Genomic DNA, 14597 nt, shown 5'->3' on the forward strand with positions numbered 1-14597 from the left:
GCGGATTACTTTCGCTTCTCGACGATGAAATTGCCGATCGCCCCACACGCCATCAGCACGCTCGTTCCCAGGAAAACCGCGCGCATGCCGATATGTCCGCCGATGAAGCCGCCGGCGAGGGGGCCGATCACTTGGCCCGCGTACTGCGCCGACACCGAATAGCCCAGCATGCTGCCCGTGACAGTGTCGGACACATTGTGCCGGATGACGCTTGCGATGCACGGCAGCAGGCCGCCGAGCGCGAGGCCCATCAGGAAGCGCAGCAGGATCAGTTGCCACCCGCTGACCACGAAGGCCTGCGGGACCAGCAGCAGCGCCGAGACGGCAAGGCACACGATGATGATCCGCCAATGGCCGACGCGATCGGCGAGCTTGCCGAGGTGAGACGAGGACAGCAGGCTGCCGAACGCCGCCGCCGACATCACGAGGCCCGCGATGAATGTCACCTGCGGCGCTTCGACCAGTTGGGCGACATAGACCGTGATGATCGGCTCGATCGACATGTTGGCGACCATCAAGAGCAGGCCCGTCACCCACATCGCGAGGACCGGGCGCTTGTCCGGAACGAGCGCCCAGCCGCCGCGCGATTTGCTCCCGCGCGCCGCAGGCGGCCGAACGCCCTCGCGGATCAGGAAGGTCGTGCCGAGGAAGGTGAAGAAGATGACGCCGCCGGCGATGAAGAAGGTGGAGCGAATGCCGATCAGGGGCGGCAGAATGCCTCCGACCAGGGGGCCAACCAGGCTCCCGGCCATGATGCCGGCGGACAGCACGCCGATCGCCCAGCCGGAGCGTGCTTTCGGCGTTTGCGCAGCGACCAGCACGGTCGAGCCCGAGGCGTAGCCGCCGAGCAGGCCGGTCAAGAGCCGCAGTCCGACCAGTTCATAGACGTTGTGCGCCATGCCGATCAGCGACATCGCGATGGCCATGCCGAGGCTGGCGCGGATCAGCATCAGCTTGCGGCCGTAACGGTCGGCGAGCCGCCCCCACAGCGGAGCGGTCAACGCGGCGCTGAAGAAGGTCGCGCCATAGGCGACGCCCGACCACTGCACGATGGCGGCGTGATCGGTCACGCCAAGCTGTTCGACATAGAGCGGCAGGAACGGCAGCAGCAGCGTCATCGCCACGATCGTGGTGAAGGAGCCGAACACGCAAACGATCAGGTTCTGCTTCCAGGGGCCGGCGTCGAGGATTGCCTCGCGATCAACTTCCGCGTCCATGTCAGCGCAGCCCGATCACGGCAAAGCCGCGCGCCCGCAGGCCGCGGCGATCCTCGTTCAGCGAACGGAGCAGCCGATCGCGGGTGTCGCTGATGTGGTCGGCCGCCTCGCGCGCGGCGGCGTCGGGCTCGTTGTTCTTGATGAAGCCGAGGATGCGGCGGTGCTCGCGCCAAGCCTGCTCGCGCGAGGGCTCGGTCCACACTTCCAGCCAGCGCGCCCGCGACAGCCGGGTCATGGCGCCCGCGATCGCCTTGACGATGAAGGGATTGCCCGAGAGCCGCGCGATCTCGACGTGGAAATCAGTGCCGACGCGGTGCCACTCCTCGCGAGGCGCACCCGACTGGCAGGCGTCGAGCATGCCTTCGATCCCGGCGATATCGGCCTCGCTGGCCCGCGCGCAGGCGAGGCGGACTGCGGTTGTCTCCAGCGGCACGCGGAACTCGGCGAGGGCTTCCAGTTCGCCGAGATCGATCGGCGCGACAATCCAGTTGCGGCCGTCGCGCCGGACCAGCTCTTCGCCTTCGAGCCGCACCAGCGCCGCGCGGATCGGCGTGCGCGATCCCTCGAAGCGGCTCTCCAGCCACCGTTCCGTCAGTCGCTCGCCCGGGCCGAGGTCGAGCGAGAGGATCATCTCGCGGAGCTGGTCGTGGATCTGAAGCATCTGCGACATGGCGGGTGGTCCAGACGAGAAGATGGATGGCGAGTTTTGGATCAGCGACATATCCCGGGATGGTATCCCATACAAGGCATATTTGGGATACCAAAACAGCATGCCGTCGGATTGAGTGGGGGACGGCGCGCGGTTCGTCACCCCTTGTGGACGGGACCAGCCGTGCGTGGAGGGGTAACGGCGCGCGCCCTATCTTCGTTGCAGCAACGACAGGAGGCAGACATGCAGATCGACGGGCGATGCCACTGCGGGGCGGTGACCTATCAGGCTGAGATCGATCCGGAGCGGGTGTCGATCTGCCACTGTACGGACTGTCAGACGCTCACCGGATCGCCTTACCGCGTCACCGTGATCTGCGCCGCCGAGCAAGTGCGGCTGACCGGGCGGGCGCCGAAAATGTACGGGAAGAAGGGCGACAACGGCCAAATCCGCTTCCAGCACTTTTGCGGCGATTGCGGTTCCCCCGTGTTCACGAGCGGCGAGGACGGCGGGCCCGACGACTGGGGCATTCGCTGGGGCAGCATCCGCCAGCGCGACCGACTGACGCCGAAACGCCAGATCTGGTGCCGCTCGGCCGCGCCATGGATCAACGATCTCGCGGGATTGCCGGGGCGCCCGACGGATTAGAGCCGTCGACCTTGCACCGCGGGGGTCGGCGAGGCTAAAGAGGCGCGGCAGGTAAGGGCGGCTAGCTCAGCTGGTTAGAGCATCTCGTTTACACCGAGAGGGTCGGGAGTTCGAATCTCTCGCCGCCTACCAGCCTTTGCCCTACGGGCTACGGCTCGGCGAGCCAGCCTTCGCGGCAAAAGTTGCCACGTGCTCGTTACCGTAGGGCGAAGGCGGACTGGTCTCGCACGATGATTGCCATTCCCCGCCGCACAAATTGCCGCCGCTATTGGCGCGATGATATGTTTCCGTTCGCCGCCCAACCGGGAACTCGATCCATGCGCACAGTTGCCGCCGCCATTCTCCTGACCGCCTTCATTGCCGGACCTGCCCTGGCGCAGGATCATGTTCAGCGATATCGCGAAGAGATCGAGAAGTCGCCGGCGGACCAGGCCAACGAGCAGCGGGCCCAGCGCGCCTATCAGCGCGCAATCAACAGTGTGCCGGACCAGAAGCCGGTCGATCCGTGGGGGATCGCCCGCAGCGATAACGCTCCGAAAGCTGCGCCCAAGGCGCACGCCAAGTCAGCCGCGAAAACGGCCGCGCCGAAGCAGGCCAAGCCGGCGAGCGCCTCCGCCAACTGATCCGCGAGACAGGGGCCAGGTCCATGAAGCATTACGTTTGCAAATTGACCGGTCCGCGCCCGACTTTTCCGCAGGACATGACGCCGCGGGAGGCCGAGATCATGCAGGCGCATGTCGCCTATTGCGGCGAATTGTTGCGCGCCGGCAAGGCGCTGATCTTCGGGCCGGTGGCTGATCCCGCCGGCGTCTGGGGATTGGGCGTGCTGCAACTGCCTGACGATGCCGATCCGCATGAGATCATCGCCAACGATCCAGCCACGAAGGCCAATGCCGGCTTCATTTATCAGGTGATGCCGATGCTGCGGGCCGCAACAAGAGAGACCTGCTGATGGACGCCGCGCAAGGTCACGAGCGTAACGCTGATCAAATTGCATATTGGAACGGGCCCGGTGGCCAGCGCTGGGCTGCGCGGCAGGCTGCGCAGGACATCGTGCTCAAGCCGGTGCTCGACCTGCTGGTCGATCGCGCAAAGCCGACTGCCGGCGAGCGCATCCTTGATGTCGGCTGCGGCAGCGGCGCGTCCACGAATGCGTTTGCGAAGAAAGTCGGGCCGTCAGGCTGTGTGTTCGGCGTCGATGTCTCGGGACCGATGCTGGAGCGGGCGCGGCAGAGCACGCCGCAGGATGCGCCGGTCGACTATGCGCTCGCCGATGCCACCGTCTATCCGTTCGACCCCGCGAGCTTCGATTTGCTCGCATCGCGCTTCGGCGTGATGTTCTTTGCCGAGCCCGCCGTGTCGTTTGCCAATTTGCGCAAGGCGCTGAAGCCATCGGGCCGGCTCGCCTTCGCCTGCTGGAAGGAGCCGCGCGAGAATCCTTTCTTCATGGCATCGTTGCAGGCTGTCTACAAGCACGTGCCGAAGCTGCCGCAGCTTGGTCCCGAAGATCCAGGTCCGTTTTCGTTCGCGTCCGAAGCGCGTGTCAACCGCATCCTCGGCGAAGCCGGATTTTCCGGTATCGCGATGGAGCCATGCCGGCTCGAGCTCGACGTCGCGATCGGGCGCGGCCTGGACGCTGCGGTGCAGGCGGCGCTCGAGATCGGCCCGGCCAGCCGCGCGCTGGAAGGACACCCCGATGACGTGCGGACCGCCGCCATCACCTCGATCCGCGAGGCGTTGACGCCGTTCGCGAAGGGCGACTCCGTGCTGCTGCCCGCCGCGATCTGGATCGTGACGGCGCGGGCCTGAGACGTTAGGCCCGCTCTTCCCAGATCATCGCCAGATGCACGATGGTCTGCACGGCCTTTTCCATGTCCTGCCGGCTCACCCATTCCAGCCGCGAGTGGAAGGCGTGTTCGCCGGCGAAGATGTTGGGGCAGGGCAGGCCCATGAACGACAGCCGCGAGCCGTCGGTGCCGCCGCGGATCGAGGCCTTCACCGGCGTCAGGCCGGCGCGCTTGATCGCCTCGATCGCGTAGGTGACGACCTCGGGGTGACGGTCGATCACCTGCTTCATGTTGCGGTACTGCTCCCTGACCTCCATGCGGTAGGTCGAGCGCGGATAGGCTTTCATGACGTCCTTCACGATGGCTTCGAGCAGCGCTTCCTTCTGCTTCAGCCCGTCCGAGGTGAAATCGCGCACGATGAAGTCGATCCGCGCCTTCTCCAGCGCGCCCGAGATCGCGACCGGATGCAGGAAGCCTTCCTTGCCCTCGGTGGTCTCGGGTGAGCAGGTATCCTTCGGCAGGCGATCGACGATTGCAGCGGCGATCTTGATCGCGTGCTCCATCCTGCCCTTGGCGAAGCCGGGATGGGTCGCGACGCCCTCGATGATGATGCTGGCGCCGTCGGCGGAGAAGGTCTCGTCCTCGATATGGCCCGCGCTCTCGCCGTCCATGGTGTAGCCGAAATCGGCGCCGAGCTTCTTGATATCGACCTTGTCGACGCCGCGGCCGATCTCCTCGTCGGGCGTGAACAGGATCTTGATCGTGCCGTGCTTCACCTTTGGATTGCTGACGAAGAAGTGTGCGGCATCCATGATCTCGGCGACACCAGCCTTGTTGTCGGCGCCGAGCAGGGTGGTGCCGTCGGTGGTGATGATGTCGTTGCCGATCTGGCCGGCCAGCGCCTCATGCTCCGCGGCGCGGATCACCTGCGAGGGATCGGCCGGCAGCACGATGTCGCCGCCGCGGTAGTCCTGCACGATCTGCGGCTTGACGTCCTTGCCGGTGCAGTCGGGCGAGGTGTCCATATGCGAGCAGAAGCAGATCACCGGAACCTTCTTGTCGGTGTTGGCCGGGATCGTCGCGTAGACGTAGCCGTGCGCGTCGAGATGGGCATCCGGTATCCCCATCGCCTGCAGCTCGGAGACCAGGAGGCGGCCGAGATTCTTCTGCTTCTCGGTGGACGGGCAGGTCGGCGAATCGGGATCGGACTGGGTGTCGATCACGACGTAGCGCAGGAAGCGCTCGGTGACGGTGTGCTTGAAGTCGAGAACCGGTGCCAGCATGAAGACCGCGCAAAGTAAAGGAATGGAAAGGGCGCGTTTCTCGAACGAAGCGGATCCGGTTCGCGCGAAGAAAACGCGTCGAAAGATGAATTCTCTATCTAGCTAGGGTCTGTAACAGAAAAGCGCCATTCCGGGGCCGCGTCGCGATCCGGAATGGCGCCTTGGGCAGGCCCTGAAACTGCGGCCTAGACGGCTTCCTTGAGCTCCTTGGCGGCGCGGAAGGCGACCTTCTTGCTGGCCTTGATATGGATCTGCTCGCCGGTGGCGGGGTTGCGGCCCATGCGGGCGGCGCGCTTGCGGACCTGGAGGATGCCCAGCCCAACGATGCGGATCCGCTCGCCCTTCTTGAGATGCTTGGTGATCCGGGTGACCATGTCGGTCAGGATCGCCTCGGCCTGCTTCTTGGACAGTTCCTGCTCCTCGGCGATGGCCGCCGCCAGGTGCTTCAGCGTGATCGTCGCCGGGGTCGCTGCTTTCTTCGCCATGTGTGGCCCTCCTCGTTGCTGGATGATGCTTTCGCGCCAATGGCGCGCAGTCCGCGCCAGGAAAAACGCGTCCGGAAGAGTCCTGAAACCATCGGTGCCGATACGGGCGGAGCCGGATCGGCGTCAGGAAACCAAGATGTATCAGGCCTTATTTGATTCGGGGCTTCGCTGACTACGCCGGTTCGCCTGAAAACAGGCCGCAATCCGCGCAGGCGACGCGGAAAACGCCTCCCTTGTGTAGGGATTTGCAACGTCCTTGACTAACGGGATGAGGGCCATTATGCCCTCGGTCCTGCGCGGATCAGTCCTTTGATCGGCATCCGCGGGAGTAGCTCAGTTGGTTAGAGCGCCGCCCTGTCACGGCGGAGGCCGCGGGTTCGAGTCCCGTCTCTCGCGCCAGTTTTTTCAATGACTTAGCAGCTTGACGCCCCTCGGTGGTGTGCCGTCGCGCGGTGTTGATCGCGCGGTTGTCCTGCTCGGTTCCTTCGCCAGCTCGACGCTCACCGGATCGGCCTGCTCGAATGGCCGCGTACTGAGCTGCGGGAAAAATCCGGATGCAGCGGCAATGACGACGTCGACCGGTTGAACGGCCGGCCCGGGGCTGCGGGCGAGCGCCGGGCGCCATTCCGGTGTCAGCCACCAGAGCAGGAACAGCAGCGCGATTCCGTTGGTCAGAAGCCCGGTTGTCATCGGCACGTTCATGATCGTCTGAACGGCAACGCCGGATGAAACGGCGATGAAGCGCGGCGACAGGTGCCGCGAGACCGCCGATCCGACGGCCAGGATCAGGCCGCAGAGGAAAGCCGACACCGGAGCCAACGCCAGACCGACCGAGGCGATACCTTCCGTCGCGAGGAAGGAGGCGTTGAAATTGCCGTCCCGATAGACCGCTGCGAGCTCAGGTCCGAGTTCGCCATACGCGCAGCTGGCCAGGTGTCGCAGGATGGATATCTGACAGAAGTGGGTCAGCTCGCGGTGTGCGAAGAAGCCGGCATAGTGATCAAGCGCCAACGAGGGAATCGCGACGAAGCGCAGGTTAATCACGCTGAACACCAAGTAGTTCTTGTCAGCGGTGAGAAACAGGAAGGCCGCAAGACCGATGATCATCGGTACGAAAAGCGCAAGCACGGTGGCGAGCCGCGGGCTGCAGTGGCCGAACAGCCAGAACAGAAACGGCAGCCAGATTGGCAACAGAAGAACGGTCTTGTTGTTGACCACCGGATAGAAGCAAAGCGCAAACGACAGCACGCCGATCGCCGCTATCCATCGGCTGCGCGTTGCAAAATGCGCGAACAGATACGGCAGAACGGCTCCGATGACGATCCCGATGAGATAGTTCAACGGCGCCGGTCGCGTGATGGCGCTCCGGGCAGGACCATACGGATCGCTGAAGCTGGCGCCATAGGAGATGTCAATCATCAGCACAGCGAAAGACGTTCCGAACAGGATGACGGCGATGCGGTTCATTGCCGCTTCCGACAATTCGGGCCGCCAGATCTGAAGATCCACGAACATGAGAGGCAGCATCGCTGCGGCGAGCGCGGCGATCATGGCCCAACGCGCCACGGCGTGGGCATAGTCGAACCCGGTGAAGAAGCTCAGCCAGGCGAAGCCGAACACTGCAGAGAGCAGGAAGAAGGCCACGATATAGCCGAAGCAGAATCGCGCGGTGACGAACGCCGGGACGAAGACAAGCATCACGGCGGTGCCGAGCACGGCTTGTGCGGTGATGCTGTCGGACCGCCAGAAATGCATCGCCGGAAAGGCGTGCCCGCAGGCCATCATCGAAACGATGCTGACGACGAAGAATCCGAGGATTGCGACCCCGACAAGCAAGTCATCGCGCGTCAGATTCATCGCCCTGTCCAGCCCCACAGAACAAGCGACAGGTACCAGCAAGCGCAGGCGAAGCAAGTTAAGCTAATTCAAGCGTTTGTTTCTGTGTTTCTGAACGCTGGTTGGAGAAGGGATTTCTCGCGCGAGGATCTCCTGGCCGAGGCGACCGACGTGGCGCGGCGCACGCGCTCACGCAAAGAACGCGGCAACCGCCTTGAGGTCGGATTGGCCGGGCACGCCGCCGCGCAAATTGGCGTCGATGACGTTGCGGCACGCGTCGACCGGCTCCCGAGCTAGAACTCGAAGAGGTCGCGGCCGCGCCGCGCCAGGACGTGCAGGTCCGCCACCGTGCCGCGGATTGCGCTGCATTGACGGCATTCGATCAGTGTGTCGTCGGACGCGTGCACCGGGTCGGTCAGCTTGATCGACAGGCTGCCGCAATCGGTGCAGATGATCTTGAAACCGGTCGTTGCGATCTGCTGCTGCAAATTCATTTTGGCCTGAGCCCCTATTGATGCCGACCTTAGCCGACAACTTTTAAAACCGGGATCGCGGCGCGGGTCGCAATCGAATGACTGCGTTAGATCGCCGTTAATGCTGCGCGCAAGCGAGGCGGGGACTGCGGAGTGCGTCGCAGGCGAGGGGGTGCAAACAAAAAGGCCAGCAGGCGGCCCTTTTTGTCTGCAGTAGCCTGGACGATGTCAGCGGACGGTCGAGGTCCCCGACGAGGTGATCGCGACCGGCTTGCCTGCCTTAATGACCTGGGTCTGCGCCGTCTGGGTGAAGTCCGCATTGTTCCGGGCCGAAATGCCGAAAGCCGCGACCGCGATCCCGGCCACGAGGGCAACGACCACGATCTTGAGGTGGGTCGCGCGGTCCGCTGAATGGATCGAGTGGTTCATGGTCGCCTCCGGGCGTCTATGCGCCATCTGTTGGCGATAGTGGTAAGCGCCATCTGTTTCCGGATCGTTTCGTGGCTTCCCCGAAATGGTTTCGTCGCGCCGGTGGATTGGTTTCGCCGCGTATTGCGCGACGCTGCCGCAGGGCCGAAACTCGGCCGGGCGCTGCGATGCGCCAGGGAGAAAAACAATAATGAAAACAATGAATATGACCCGCAGGGGTCTGTTGGGAACCGGTTCCGCGGCGATCGCCGCCGCAATGCTCGGTAAACCCGCTCTTGCCGCGACCGAGTTCGACTTCAAGCTCGGCGTCAACACTCCGGAAACCCATCCACTAACTATCCGCCTGACCGAAGCCGCGAAGGCGGTCGGCGCGCAGTCGTCCGGTCGGGTCAACATCACGGTGTTCGCCAACAGCCAGCTCGGCGGCGACCCCGAGATGCTGTCGCAGGTCCGGGCCGGCGGGATCGAGTTATTGGCCGCGCCGAGCATGACGCTGTCGACGCTGGTGCCGATGTCGGGCCTGCCGAGCGTCGGCTTTGCGTTCCAGTCCTATGACCAGGTCTGGGCGGCGATGGACGGCGGGGTCGGCGATCTCGTGCGCGAGGCGATCGCCAAGACCGGCGTGACGCCGATGAAAAAGGTCTGGGACAACGGCTTCCGCCAGATCACCTCGTCGTCGAGCCGGCAGCTCAACAGCGTTGACGATCTCAAGGGCTTCAAGATCCGTGTGCCCGTGACCGCGCTGCTGACCTCGCTGTTCTCCGGCCTCGGCGCGCTGCCGTCGAGCATCAGCTACAGCGAGCTCTATTCGGCGCTGCAGACACACATCGTCGAAGGGCAGGAGAATCCGCTGGCCCAGGTATCGACCGGCAAGCTCTACGAGGTGCAGAAATATTGCGCTCTCTCGAACCATTGCTGGAGCGGCTACTGGATCCTCGGCAACCGCCGCGCGATGGCGAGCCTGCCGCCCGATCTGCTCGAGATCATCAATGCGGCCTTCGACGCGGCGGCGGTGAAGGAGCGGGCCGACCTCGTCGAAATGGATCGCTCGTTGCAGGCCGAGCTGACGAACAAGGGCATGACGTTCAACAAGCTCGATCACGTGCAGTTCAGGGCCGCGTTGGTGAAAGCCGGCTTCTACACGCAGTGGCAGAAAACCTACGGCGCGGACGCCTGGGCGATGCTGGAGAAATATACCGGCAAGCTGACCTGACGGCGCGACGTCGTGCGGCCTCGTGCATCGTGCGCGTGATTACCTGACGCGTAATCGCGCGCACGATGTCTCCTTGCGATGATCGGTCTGTCGGCGGCGTGAACGCTGCCGCACGATCTGCAAGGGAGATGCGAGATGAACCGTCGAACTGTCCTGGAAGCAACATTGCCCGGCTCGGCGCTTGCGGCGGCAACGCCGGCTGCCGCGCAAACCGTCGCGGCGCCGCAGGCCGCGCGCGCCTCGCGCGTCACCGCAAAGGACAGCACCTCATTGTTCGTGCAGGATTGGGGCTCAGGCCGGCCGGTGCTGTTCCTTGCCGCCTGGACATTCAATTCTAGCATCTGGGGCGGCCCTATCGTGGCGCTCAATGCCAAGGGCTATCGCTGCGTCGCGCCCGACCGGCGAGGGCATGGCCGCTCGGACATGCCGGCGACCGGATACGACCTCGATACGCTGACCGACGACGTCGCTGCCGTCATCGAACAATGCGACCTGCATGACGTCACGCTGGTCGGCTACTCGATGGGGTCGATCGAGGCGGTCAATTATCTCGCGCGCCACGGTTCGGGTCGGATCGCGCGGTTGGTCTTGGTGGCGCCCACGACGCCGTTTCTGGTGAAGACCGAGGACAATCCCGACGCCGTGCCGAAGGACGCGATCGAGGCGCAGCTTGCGGAGATCGCGCAGGACTATCCGGGCTGGCTCACCGCCAACGAGGCGCCGTTCTTCATGCCGAATACACCCGAGGTCACGCGGGCCTGGATCAGGGAGATGATGTTGAACGTGCCGCTGCCGGTCGCGCTCGGCTGCCGCAAGACGATCGCCTTCGCCGATCTTCGCGCGGCCGCCGCCGGGATCGATCGTCCGACGTTGATCGTGCAGGGCGACAAGGATGCCAGCGCGCCTCTTGAATTGACCGGCGCCAAGACGGCGAAGCTGATCGAAGGCAGCAAGCTCAACGTCTACGAAGGCGCCCCGCATGCGCTGCCGCTGACGCATGGCGGGCGCCTGGTGTCCGACCTGCTCGCGTTCATGGCGGGTTGAGGCCGTCAGGCCGCGCGCCGGATGTCGGATCGGATCCAGCGCGCGGCCCAGACGAAGAGCAGGGCGCCGAGCGTGGTCGTGCGCGCCAGGAACGGCGGGATCCATACCGCCGTAGCGTAGTTCGTGTAGGTCGTCAGGCAGAAACCGATCAGCACGATCACGAAGCTCGGCTGGGCGCCGAGGAAGCGCAGCGTCGGCCCGATCGGCTCGGCCTTGAACGTCTCGGCCATCGCGCCGCGCTTCGGCTCGGAGATGGTCAGCCACAGCACGGCGGCGAGCGCGATGCCGGGAAGGCCGGCGGAGAAGAACGCCGTGCGCCAGCCATAGTGCTGGTTGACATAGCCGCCGAGGAAATAGCCGAGGAAGACGCCGAGATAGGTGCCGATCGCATAGATGCCGGGCGCGCGCGGACGCTCGTTCTTGTCGAAGAGATCGGCAATCATCGACTGCGACGCCGGCGTGCCTGCCGACTCGCCAATGCCGACACCGATCCGGGCGAGCGCCAGCGTGGTGACGCTGGACGCCATGCCGCAGAGATAGGTCATCGCGCTCCAGAACGCGAAGGCCACCGCCACGATGTTGCGGCGGTTCAGCCGGTCCGCCATCCGCGCGATCGGAATGCCCAGCAGCGAATAGAACAGCACGAAGCCGAAGCCCGCGAGCAGGCCCATCGTGGTGTCGCTGAGCGTGAACTCTTTCTTGATCGGCTCGATCAGCACGTTGAAGATCGTGCGATCGAGGAAGTTGAGGGCGTAGATGATCGTGAGCAGCCCGAGCACGTAATAGCGCCGGGCGCAGGCCTCGCGTCGGCTTGCGTTGGCACAGATGCGCGCGGTGCGAATTCGACCATGGCTTTCCCCCGATATGTCTTTTTTGTTCGCTCGAGTGCGGGCCCTAGCATTACAGTTGCATCTTCCTGAAGGTTCTGAATCTATGGGCGACCATGATTCGGGATCTGATGATTGGTGGCGCGTCGGTTGAGGATACGCTGACGCTGTGGGCTTCGTCGTTGCGAGATGCCAAGCAACGCATCCGTCCGCTGTTTACGCAAGAGCGGGTCGCGGCCTCGGCGGGGCAATTTCTCGACGGACTGTTGGGCAACGAGCCGCGCAAGACGGGTTGGATGCGGGCGGAAGCGGCTGGCGATCCAGGCCCGTGGCGCCAGCAGGCGATTCTGGGTCGGGGGCAGTGGGATGCCGACGCGCTGCGCGATATTGTACGTGAGTACGCGCTGGAAACGCTGGGTGACGAGGACGCGGTTCTGGTCATCGATGAGACCGGCTTTTTGAAACAGGGCAAGGCCTCGTGTGGGGTCGCGCGCCAGTACACTGGCTCGGCGGGCAAGATCACCAATTGCCAGATCGGAGTGTTTGCCTCCTATGTGTCGCGGCATGGCCATGCCTTCATCGATCGGGCGCTCTACCTGCCAAAGGAATGGACGGACGAACCCGCTCGCCTGAAGGCCGCACATGTCCCGAGCGATGTGAGCTTTGCGACGAAGCCCCGGATCGCGCATCAAATGATCGCTCGCGCGATCGCCGCAAAGGTGCCGTTCTCGTTCGTAGCAGCGGACAGCGTGTATGGCACGGGAGCGATCGAAACCCTGCTGCGCAAGGCGGGCAAAGGCTATGTTCTGGGGGTTGCTTCCAATCACGTGTTCTATTCCTGGGGCAAGCAGCAGCCTGTCGCCGGCACTGCCTCTACGATCGCGCAGAGCCTTCCCAAGAAGGCCTGGCGCCGCCTGCCGTCCGGCGAAGGAACCAAAGGTCCGCGCTGGCACGACTGGGCCTATCTTGAGCTGGCCGATCTCGACGCCGGCGAATACAACGACGACCTTGCCGGGGAATGGACCCGAGGTCTTCTGATCCGCCGCAATATTGCCGACAACAGCTTAGCCTTCTTCTCCACATGGTGCCCCAAGGGCACGTCCATGCAGAAGCTGGTATCCGTGGAAGGCCATCGCTGGGCCATCGAAGACAGCTTCGAAACCGCCAAGAACGAGCTCGGTCTTGATCACAACGAAACCCGCTCCTGGCATGGCTGGCATCGCCATGTCTCACTGGTCATGCTTGCCTTCGCCACGATGGCCGTCATCCGTCATCGGGCCAACACCGGAGCATTGCTTAAAAAAACGCGACCGCGGCCCCGACCGAAGCATCGTTCTTGATCCGCTGGTCGATCCAGGAAATCCGCCGCATCGCCATGAAGCTCGCCCAGCGGCGCATCCCGCATGCCCACATCCTCGCATGGTCATCCTGGCGCAGGGCTCATCAAGCCAACGCGCGCAAAGCGCATCTCAAGCAAAAATTACAACTGTAATGCTAGGCCTCGCGGATATAGTTCCCCGCTTCGAATTCGACCGGCCTGGCGTCGGCGTCGAACGACACCCCGATCGGGTCGCGACCGGCCGCCAGCGCCTCGAGCTGGTCAGAGAGCATGCGGCGGATCATCAAGATGCCGCGGTCGCTCTGGCCGAAATGCTCCTCGGAATGGATCGTCTGCGCGCCCTGGCCGACCTGTGCCTCGTAATCACCCGGGGATTGCTGGTGCTCGGCTTCCGTCATGTCCCACCAGAACTTGCCGTTGAACTTCGAGCGCATCCGGCCGATGTCGCCGGCGTTCTTGACCCGGCCCGCGACATAAATGCGGAACGAGGTGTCGTCGATCGGCAGCGTCCAGCCGATCGATTCCACCCGGGCGAACTGGGCGACGCGCGGATTGGGCACCACGCGCAGCGTGGGGAGGGCAGCCTCGGTGACGCGATAGAACACCTTGCCGTCGTCCTGCCTGCGGATCGAGCGCACGGCGACGCCGCGCGGCGACATCTCGAACTTCACCTCCGGCATCGAGGCCATCATGGTGGTGAACTGCGGGCCGCTGAACGAGCCGTGCAGCACCGGCACGTGGTAGGGGTCGACCACGTTCTCGAAATGCTGCAGCCAGTTGCAGGGGATGATCGCGGGGCCGCCGCCGCCGATCGAGGAATCGTCGGCCTCGACGAACTCGCCGTCGTCCATGGTCTCGAGACATTCGTAGCGCGGCAGCACCGGCTGTTTCTCGGCCGGGCCCATATAGGCGAAGATCAGGCCGTAGCGCTCCTGCACCGGATACCATGGCTGGCGCACCTTGTCCTTGAAGCGGCCGCCGTCGGGCTCGCAGGGCTGCTCGAGGCAGTGGCCTTCGGTGTCGAATTTCCAGCCGTGATAGCAGCAGCGGATGCCGTCTTCCTCGACCTTGCCGTAATAGAGCGTGGTGCCGCGATGGCAGCAGCGGGCATGCAGCAGGCCGACCCGACCATGCTTGGCGCGAAAGAGGATGAGGTCTTCGCCGAGAGCGCGCACTTTTCTGGGGATATCGGTGGCGTCGCTGGAGAGACCGATCGGGTGCCAGTAGCGGCGCAGCAGTTCGCCCATCGGCGTGCCGCGGACGACCGAGGTGAGCTCGGTCCGGGTGGTGGACGGCTTCATGGCATAGGCCGTGCCGAGGTCGCGGTCCTGCTGGGTGATCGTCATGCTGTTTCCTCCCTGCCGCTA

The 14597-nt window shown here is 64.3% G+C and carries 16 protein-coding genes, 2 tRNA genes and 1 pseudogene; 10 read left to right on the top strand and 9 right to left on the bottom strand.

Features of this window, described 5'->3' with window-relative positions:
• Positions 1-5: 5 nt before the first annotated feature.
• Together MTX19_RS18150 and MTX19_RS18155 are read right to left on the bottom strand one after the other, a co-directional pair.
• Positions 6-1217, bottom strand: coding sequence for an MFS transporter (locus MTX19_RS18150; RefSeq protein ID WP_280978682.1), 1212 nt, complete (start codon positions 1215-1217; stop codon positions 6-8).
• Position 1218: 1 nt separating this feature from the next.
• Entirely contained in the window at positions 1219-1887 is a 669-nt protein-coding gene (locus MTX19_RS18155) for a GntR family transcriptional regulator (protein ID WP_280977739.1), read from the bottom strand.
• A gap of 222 nt (positions 1888-2109) precedes the next feature.
• Here MTX19_RS18155 and MTX19_RS18160 point away from each other — a divergent pair, with 222 nt between their 5' ends.
• The 5 genes from MTX19_RS18160 to MTX19_RS18180 all read left to right on the top strand — a co-directional run bounded on the left by MTX19_RS18160 (position 2110) and on the right by MTX19_RS18180 (position 4323).
• Positions 2110-2514: a GFA family protein gene (locus MTX19_RS18160; RefSeq protein ID WP_280978683.1), complete on the top strand. Its 405-nt coding sequence runs from the start codon at positions 2110-2112 to the stop codon at positions 2512-2514.
• Positions 2515-2569: 55 nt separating this feature from the next.
• A tRNA-Val gene (locus MTX19_RS18165) sits at positions 2570-2646 on the top strand.
• A 149-nt stretch (positions 2647-2795) separates the two neighbouring features.
• The gene (locus tag MTX19_RS18170; protein ID WP_280986088.1) at positions 2796-3137 is read left to right on the top strand and encodes a hypothetical protein; all 342 of its coding nucleotides are present in this window, start codon (positions 2796-2798) and stop codon (positions 3135-3137) included.
• 23 nt (positions 3138-3160) lie between these two features.
• Positions 3161-3466: a YciI family protein gene (locus MTX19_RS18175; protein ID WP_280977741.1), complete on the top strand. Its 306-nt coding sequence runs from the start codon at positions 3161-3163 to the stop codon at positions 3464-3466.
• Complete coding sequence (locus tag MTX19_RS18180) at positions 3466-4323, top strand: methyltransferase domain-containing protein (RefSeq protein WP_280978685.1); 858 nt, start codon at positions 3466-3468, stop codon at positions 4321-4323. Before MTX19_RS18175 ends, MTX19_RS18180 begins: the two co-directional genes overlap by 1 nt.
• Before the next feature lie 4 nt (positions 4324-4327).
• On the opposite strand, the gene pepT is transcribed toward MTX19_RS18180, so the two are convergent.
• Complete coding sequence (gene pepT, locus MTX19_RS18185) at positions 4328-5584, bottom strand: peptidase T (protein ID WP_280978686.1); 1257 nt, start codon at positions 5582-5584, stop codon at positions 4328-4330.
• A gap of 185 nt (positions 5585-5769) precedes the next feature.
• A complete protein-coding gene (locus tag MTX19_RS18190; protein ID WP_016847738.1) occupies positions 5770-6069 on the bottom strand; it encodes an HU family DNA-binding protein in 300 nt (99 codons plus the stop codon).
• A 322-nt stretch (positions 6070-6391) separates the two neighbouring features.
• Here MTX19_RS18190 and MTX19_RS18195 point away from each other — a divergent pair.
• Positions 6392-6468 (top strand) — tRNA-Asp (locus MTX19_RS18195).
• A 6-nt stretch (positions 6469-6474) separates the two neighbouring features.
• Here the strand turns inward: MTX19_RS18195 and MTX19_RS18200 are convergent.
• The 3 genes from MTX19_RS18200 to MTX19_RS18210 all read right to left on the bottom strand — a co-directional run bounded on the left by MTX19_RS18200 (position 6475) and on the right by MTX19_RS18210 (position 8807).
• Entirely contained in the window at positions 6475-7926 is a 1452-nt protein-coding gene (locus MTX19_RS18200) for a hypothetical protein (RefSeq protein WP_280978687.1), read from the bottom strand.
• A gap of 272 nt (positions 7927-8198) precedes the next feature.
• Positions 8199-8399, bottom strand: coding sequence for a hypothetical protein (locus MTX19_RS18205; protein ID WP_280978688.1), 201 nt, complete (start codon positions 8397-8399; stop codon positions 8199-8201).
• Between the two features lie 207 nt (positions 8400-8606).
• Positions 8607-8807 (bottom strand): hypothetical protein, encoded by a 201-nt coding sequence (locus MTX19_RS18210; RefSeq protein ID WP_280978689.1) that lies wholly within the window; start codon positions 8805-8807, stop codon positions 8607-8609.
• Positions 8808-9006: 199 nt separating this feature from the next.
• On the opposite strand from MTX19_RS18210, the gene MTX19_RS18215 reads away from it, so the two are divergent.
• Entirely contained in the window at positions 9007-10020 is a 1014-nt protein-coding gene (locus tag MTX19_RS18215; RefSeq protein ID WP_280984826.1) for a TRAP transporter substrate-binding protein, read from the top strand.
• 135 nt (positions 10021-10155) lie between these two features.
• Positions 10156-11064 carry an alpha/beta hydrolase gene (locus MTX19_RS18220; RefSeq protein ID WP_280986089.1) on the top strand — a complete coding sequence of 303 codons (909 nt, stop codon included), beginning with the start codon at positions 10156-10158 and terminating at the stop codon, positions 11062-11064.
• 80 nt (positions 11065-11144) lie between these two features.
• On the opposite strand, the pseudogene MTX19_RS18225 reads toward MTX19_RS18220, so the two are convergent.
• Positions 11145-11914: pseudogene (locus tag MTX19_RS18225) on the bottom strand (MFS transporter); the annotation flags it as partial.
• A gap of 93 nt (positions 11915-12007) precedes the next feature.
• Between MTX19_RS18225 and MTX19_RS18230 the strand changes: the two are divergent.
• Both MTX19_RS18230 and MTX19_RS18235 read left to right on the top strand, forming a co-directional pair.
• Positions 12008-13231 (top strand): IS701 family transposase, encoded by a 1224-nt coding sequence (locus tag MTX19_RS18230; RefSeq protein WP_280985451.1) that lies wholly within the window; start codon positions 12008-12010, stop codon positions 13229-13231.
• On the top strand, positions 13228-13383 hold the full coding sequence (locus MTX19_RS18235; RefSeq protein WP_280978692.1) for a hypothetical protein: 156 nt from the start codon (positions 13228-13230) through the stop codon (positions 13381-13383). Before MTX19_RS18230 ends, MTX19_RS18235 begins: the two co-directional genes overlap by 4 nt.
• Positions 13384-13385: 2 nt before the next feature.
• Here MTX19_RS18235 and MTX19_RS18240 read toward each other — a convergent pair whose 3' ends face one another.
• On the bottom strand, positions 13386-14576 hold the full coding sequence (locus tag MTX19_RS18240) for an aromatic ring-hydroxylating dioxygenase subunit alpha (RefSeq protein ID WP_280978693.1): 1191 nt from the start codon (positions 14574-14576) through the stop codon (positions 13386-13388).
• Positions 14577-14597 lie beyond the last annotated feature (21 nt).

The sequence above is a fragment of the Bradyrhizobium sp. ISRA464 genome (genome assembly GCF_029910095.1).
GTDB lineage: Bacteria > Pseudomonadota > Alphaproteobacteria > Rhizobiales > Xanthobacteraceae > Bradyrhizobium.

Excerpts from the sequence above, each read along its gene's own strand:
- MTX19_RS18170 (WP_280986088.1), top strand. The coding sequence starts at position 2,796 with ATGTTTCCGTTCGCCGCCCAACCGGGAACTCGATCCATGCGCACAGTT.
- MTX19_RS18240 (WP_280978693.1), bottom strand. The coding sequence starts at position 14,576 with ATGACGATCACCCAGCAGGACCGCGACCTCGGCACGGCCTATGCCATG.
- MTX19_RS18150 (WP_280978682.1), bottom strand. The coding sequence starts at position 1,217 with ATGGACGCGGAAGTTGATCGCGAGGCAATCCTCGACGCCGGCCCCTGG.
- MTX19_RS18175 (WP_280977741.1), top strand. The coding sequence starts at position 3,161 with ATGAAGCATTACGTTTGCAAATTGACCGGTCCGCGCCCGACTTTTCCG.
- MTX19_RS18160 (WP_280978683.1), top strand. The coding sequence starts at position 2,110 with ATGCAGATCGACGGGCGATGCCACTGCGGGGCGGTGACCTATCAGGCT.
- MTX19_RS18215 (WP_280984826.1), top strand. The coding sequence starts at position 9,007 with ATGAATATGACCCGCAGGGGTCTGTTGGGAACCGGTTCCGCGGCGATC.
- pepT (WP_280978686.1), bottom strand. The coding sequence starts at position 5,584 with ATGCTGGCACCGGTTCTCGACTTCAAGCACACCGTCACCGAGCGCTTC.
- MTX19_RS18220 (WP_280986089.1), top strand. The coding sequence starts at position 10,156 with ATGAACCGTCGAACTGTCCTGGAAGCAACATTGCCCGGCTCGGCGCTT.
- MTX19_RS18200 (WP_280978687.1), bottom strand. The coding sequence starts at position 7,926 with ATGAATCTGACGCGCGATGACTTGCTTGTCGGGGTCGCAATCCTCGGA.
- MTX19_RS18210 (WP_280978689.1), bottom strand. The coding sequence starts at position 8,807 with ATGAACCACTCGATCCATTCAGCGGACCGCGCGACCCACCTCAAGATC.
- MTX19_RS18230 (WP_280985451.1), top strand. The coding sequence starts at position 12,008 with ATGATTCGGGATCTGATGATTGGTGGCGCGTCGGTTGAGGATACGCTG.
- MTX19_RS18155 (WP_280977739.1), bottom strand. The coding sequence starts at position 1,887 with ATGTCGCAGATGCTTCAGATCCACGACCAGCTCCGCGAGATGATCCTC.
- MTX19_RS18180 (WP_280978685.1), top strand. The coding sequence starts at position 3,466 with ATGGACGCCGCGCAAGGTCACGAGCGTAACGCTGATCAAATTGCATAT.
- MTX19_RS18205 (WP_280978688.1), bottom strand. The coding sequence starts at position 8,399 with ATGAATTTGCAGCAGCAGATCGCAACGACCGGTTTCAAGATCATCTGC.
- MTX19_RS18190 (WP_016847738.1), bottom strand. The coding sequence starts at position 6,069 with ATGGCGAAGAAAGCAGCGACCCCGGCGACGATCACGCTGAAGCACCTG.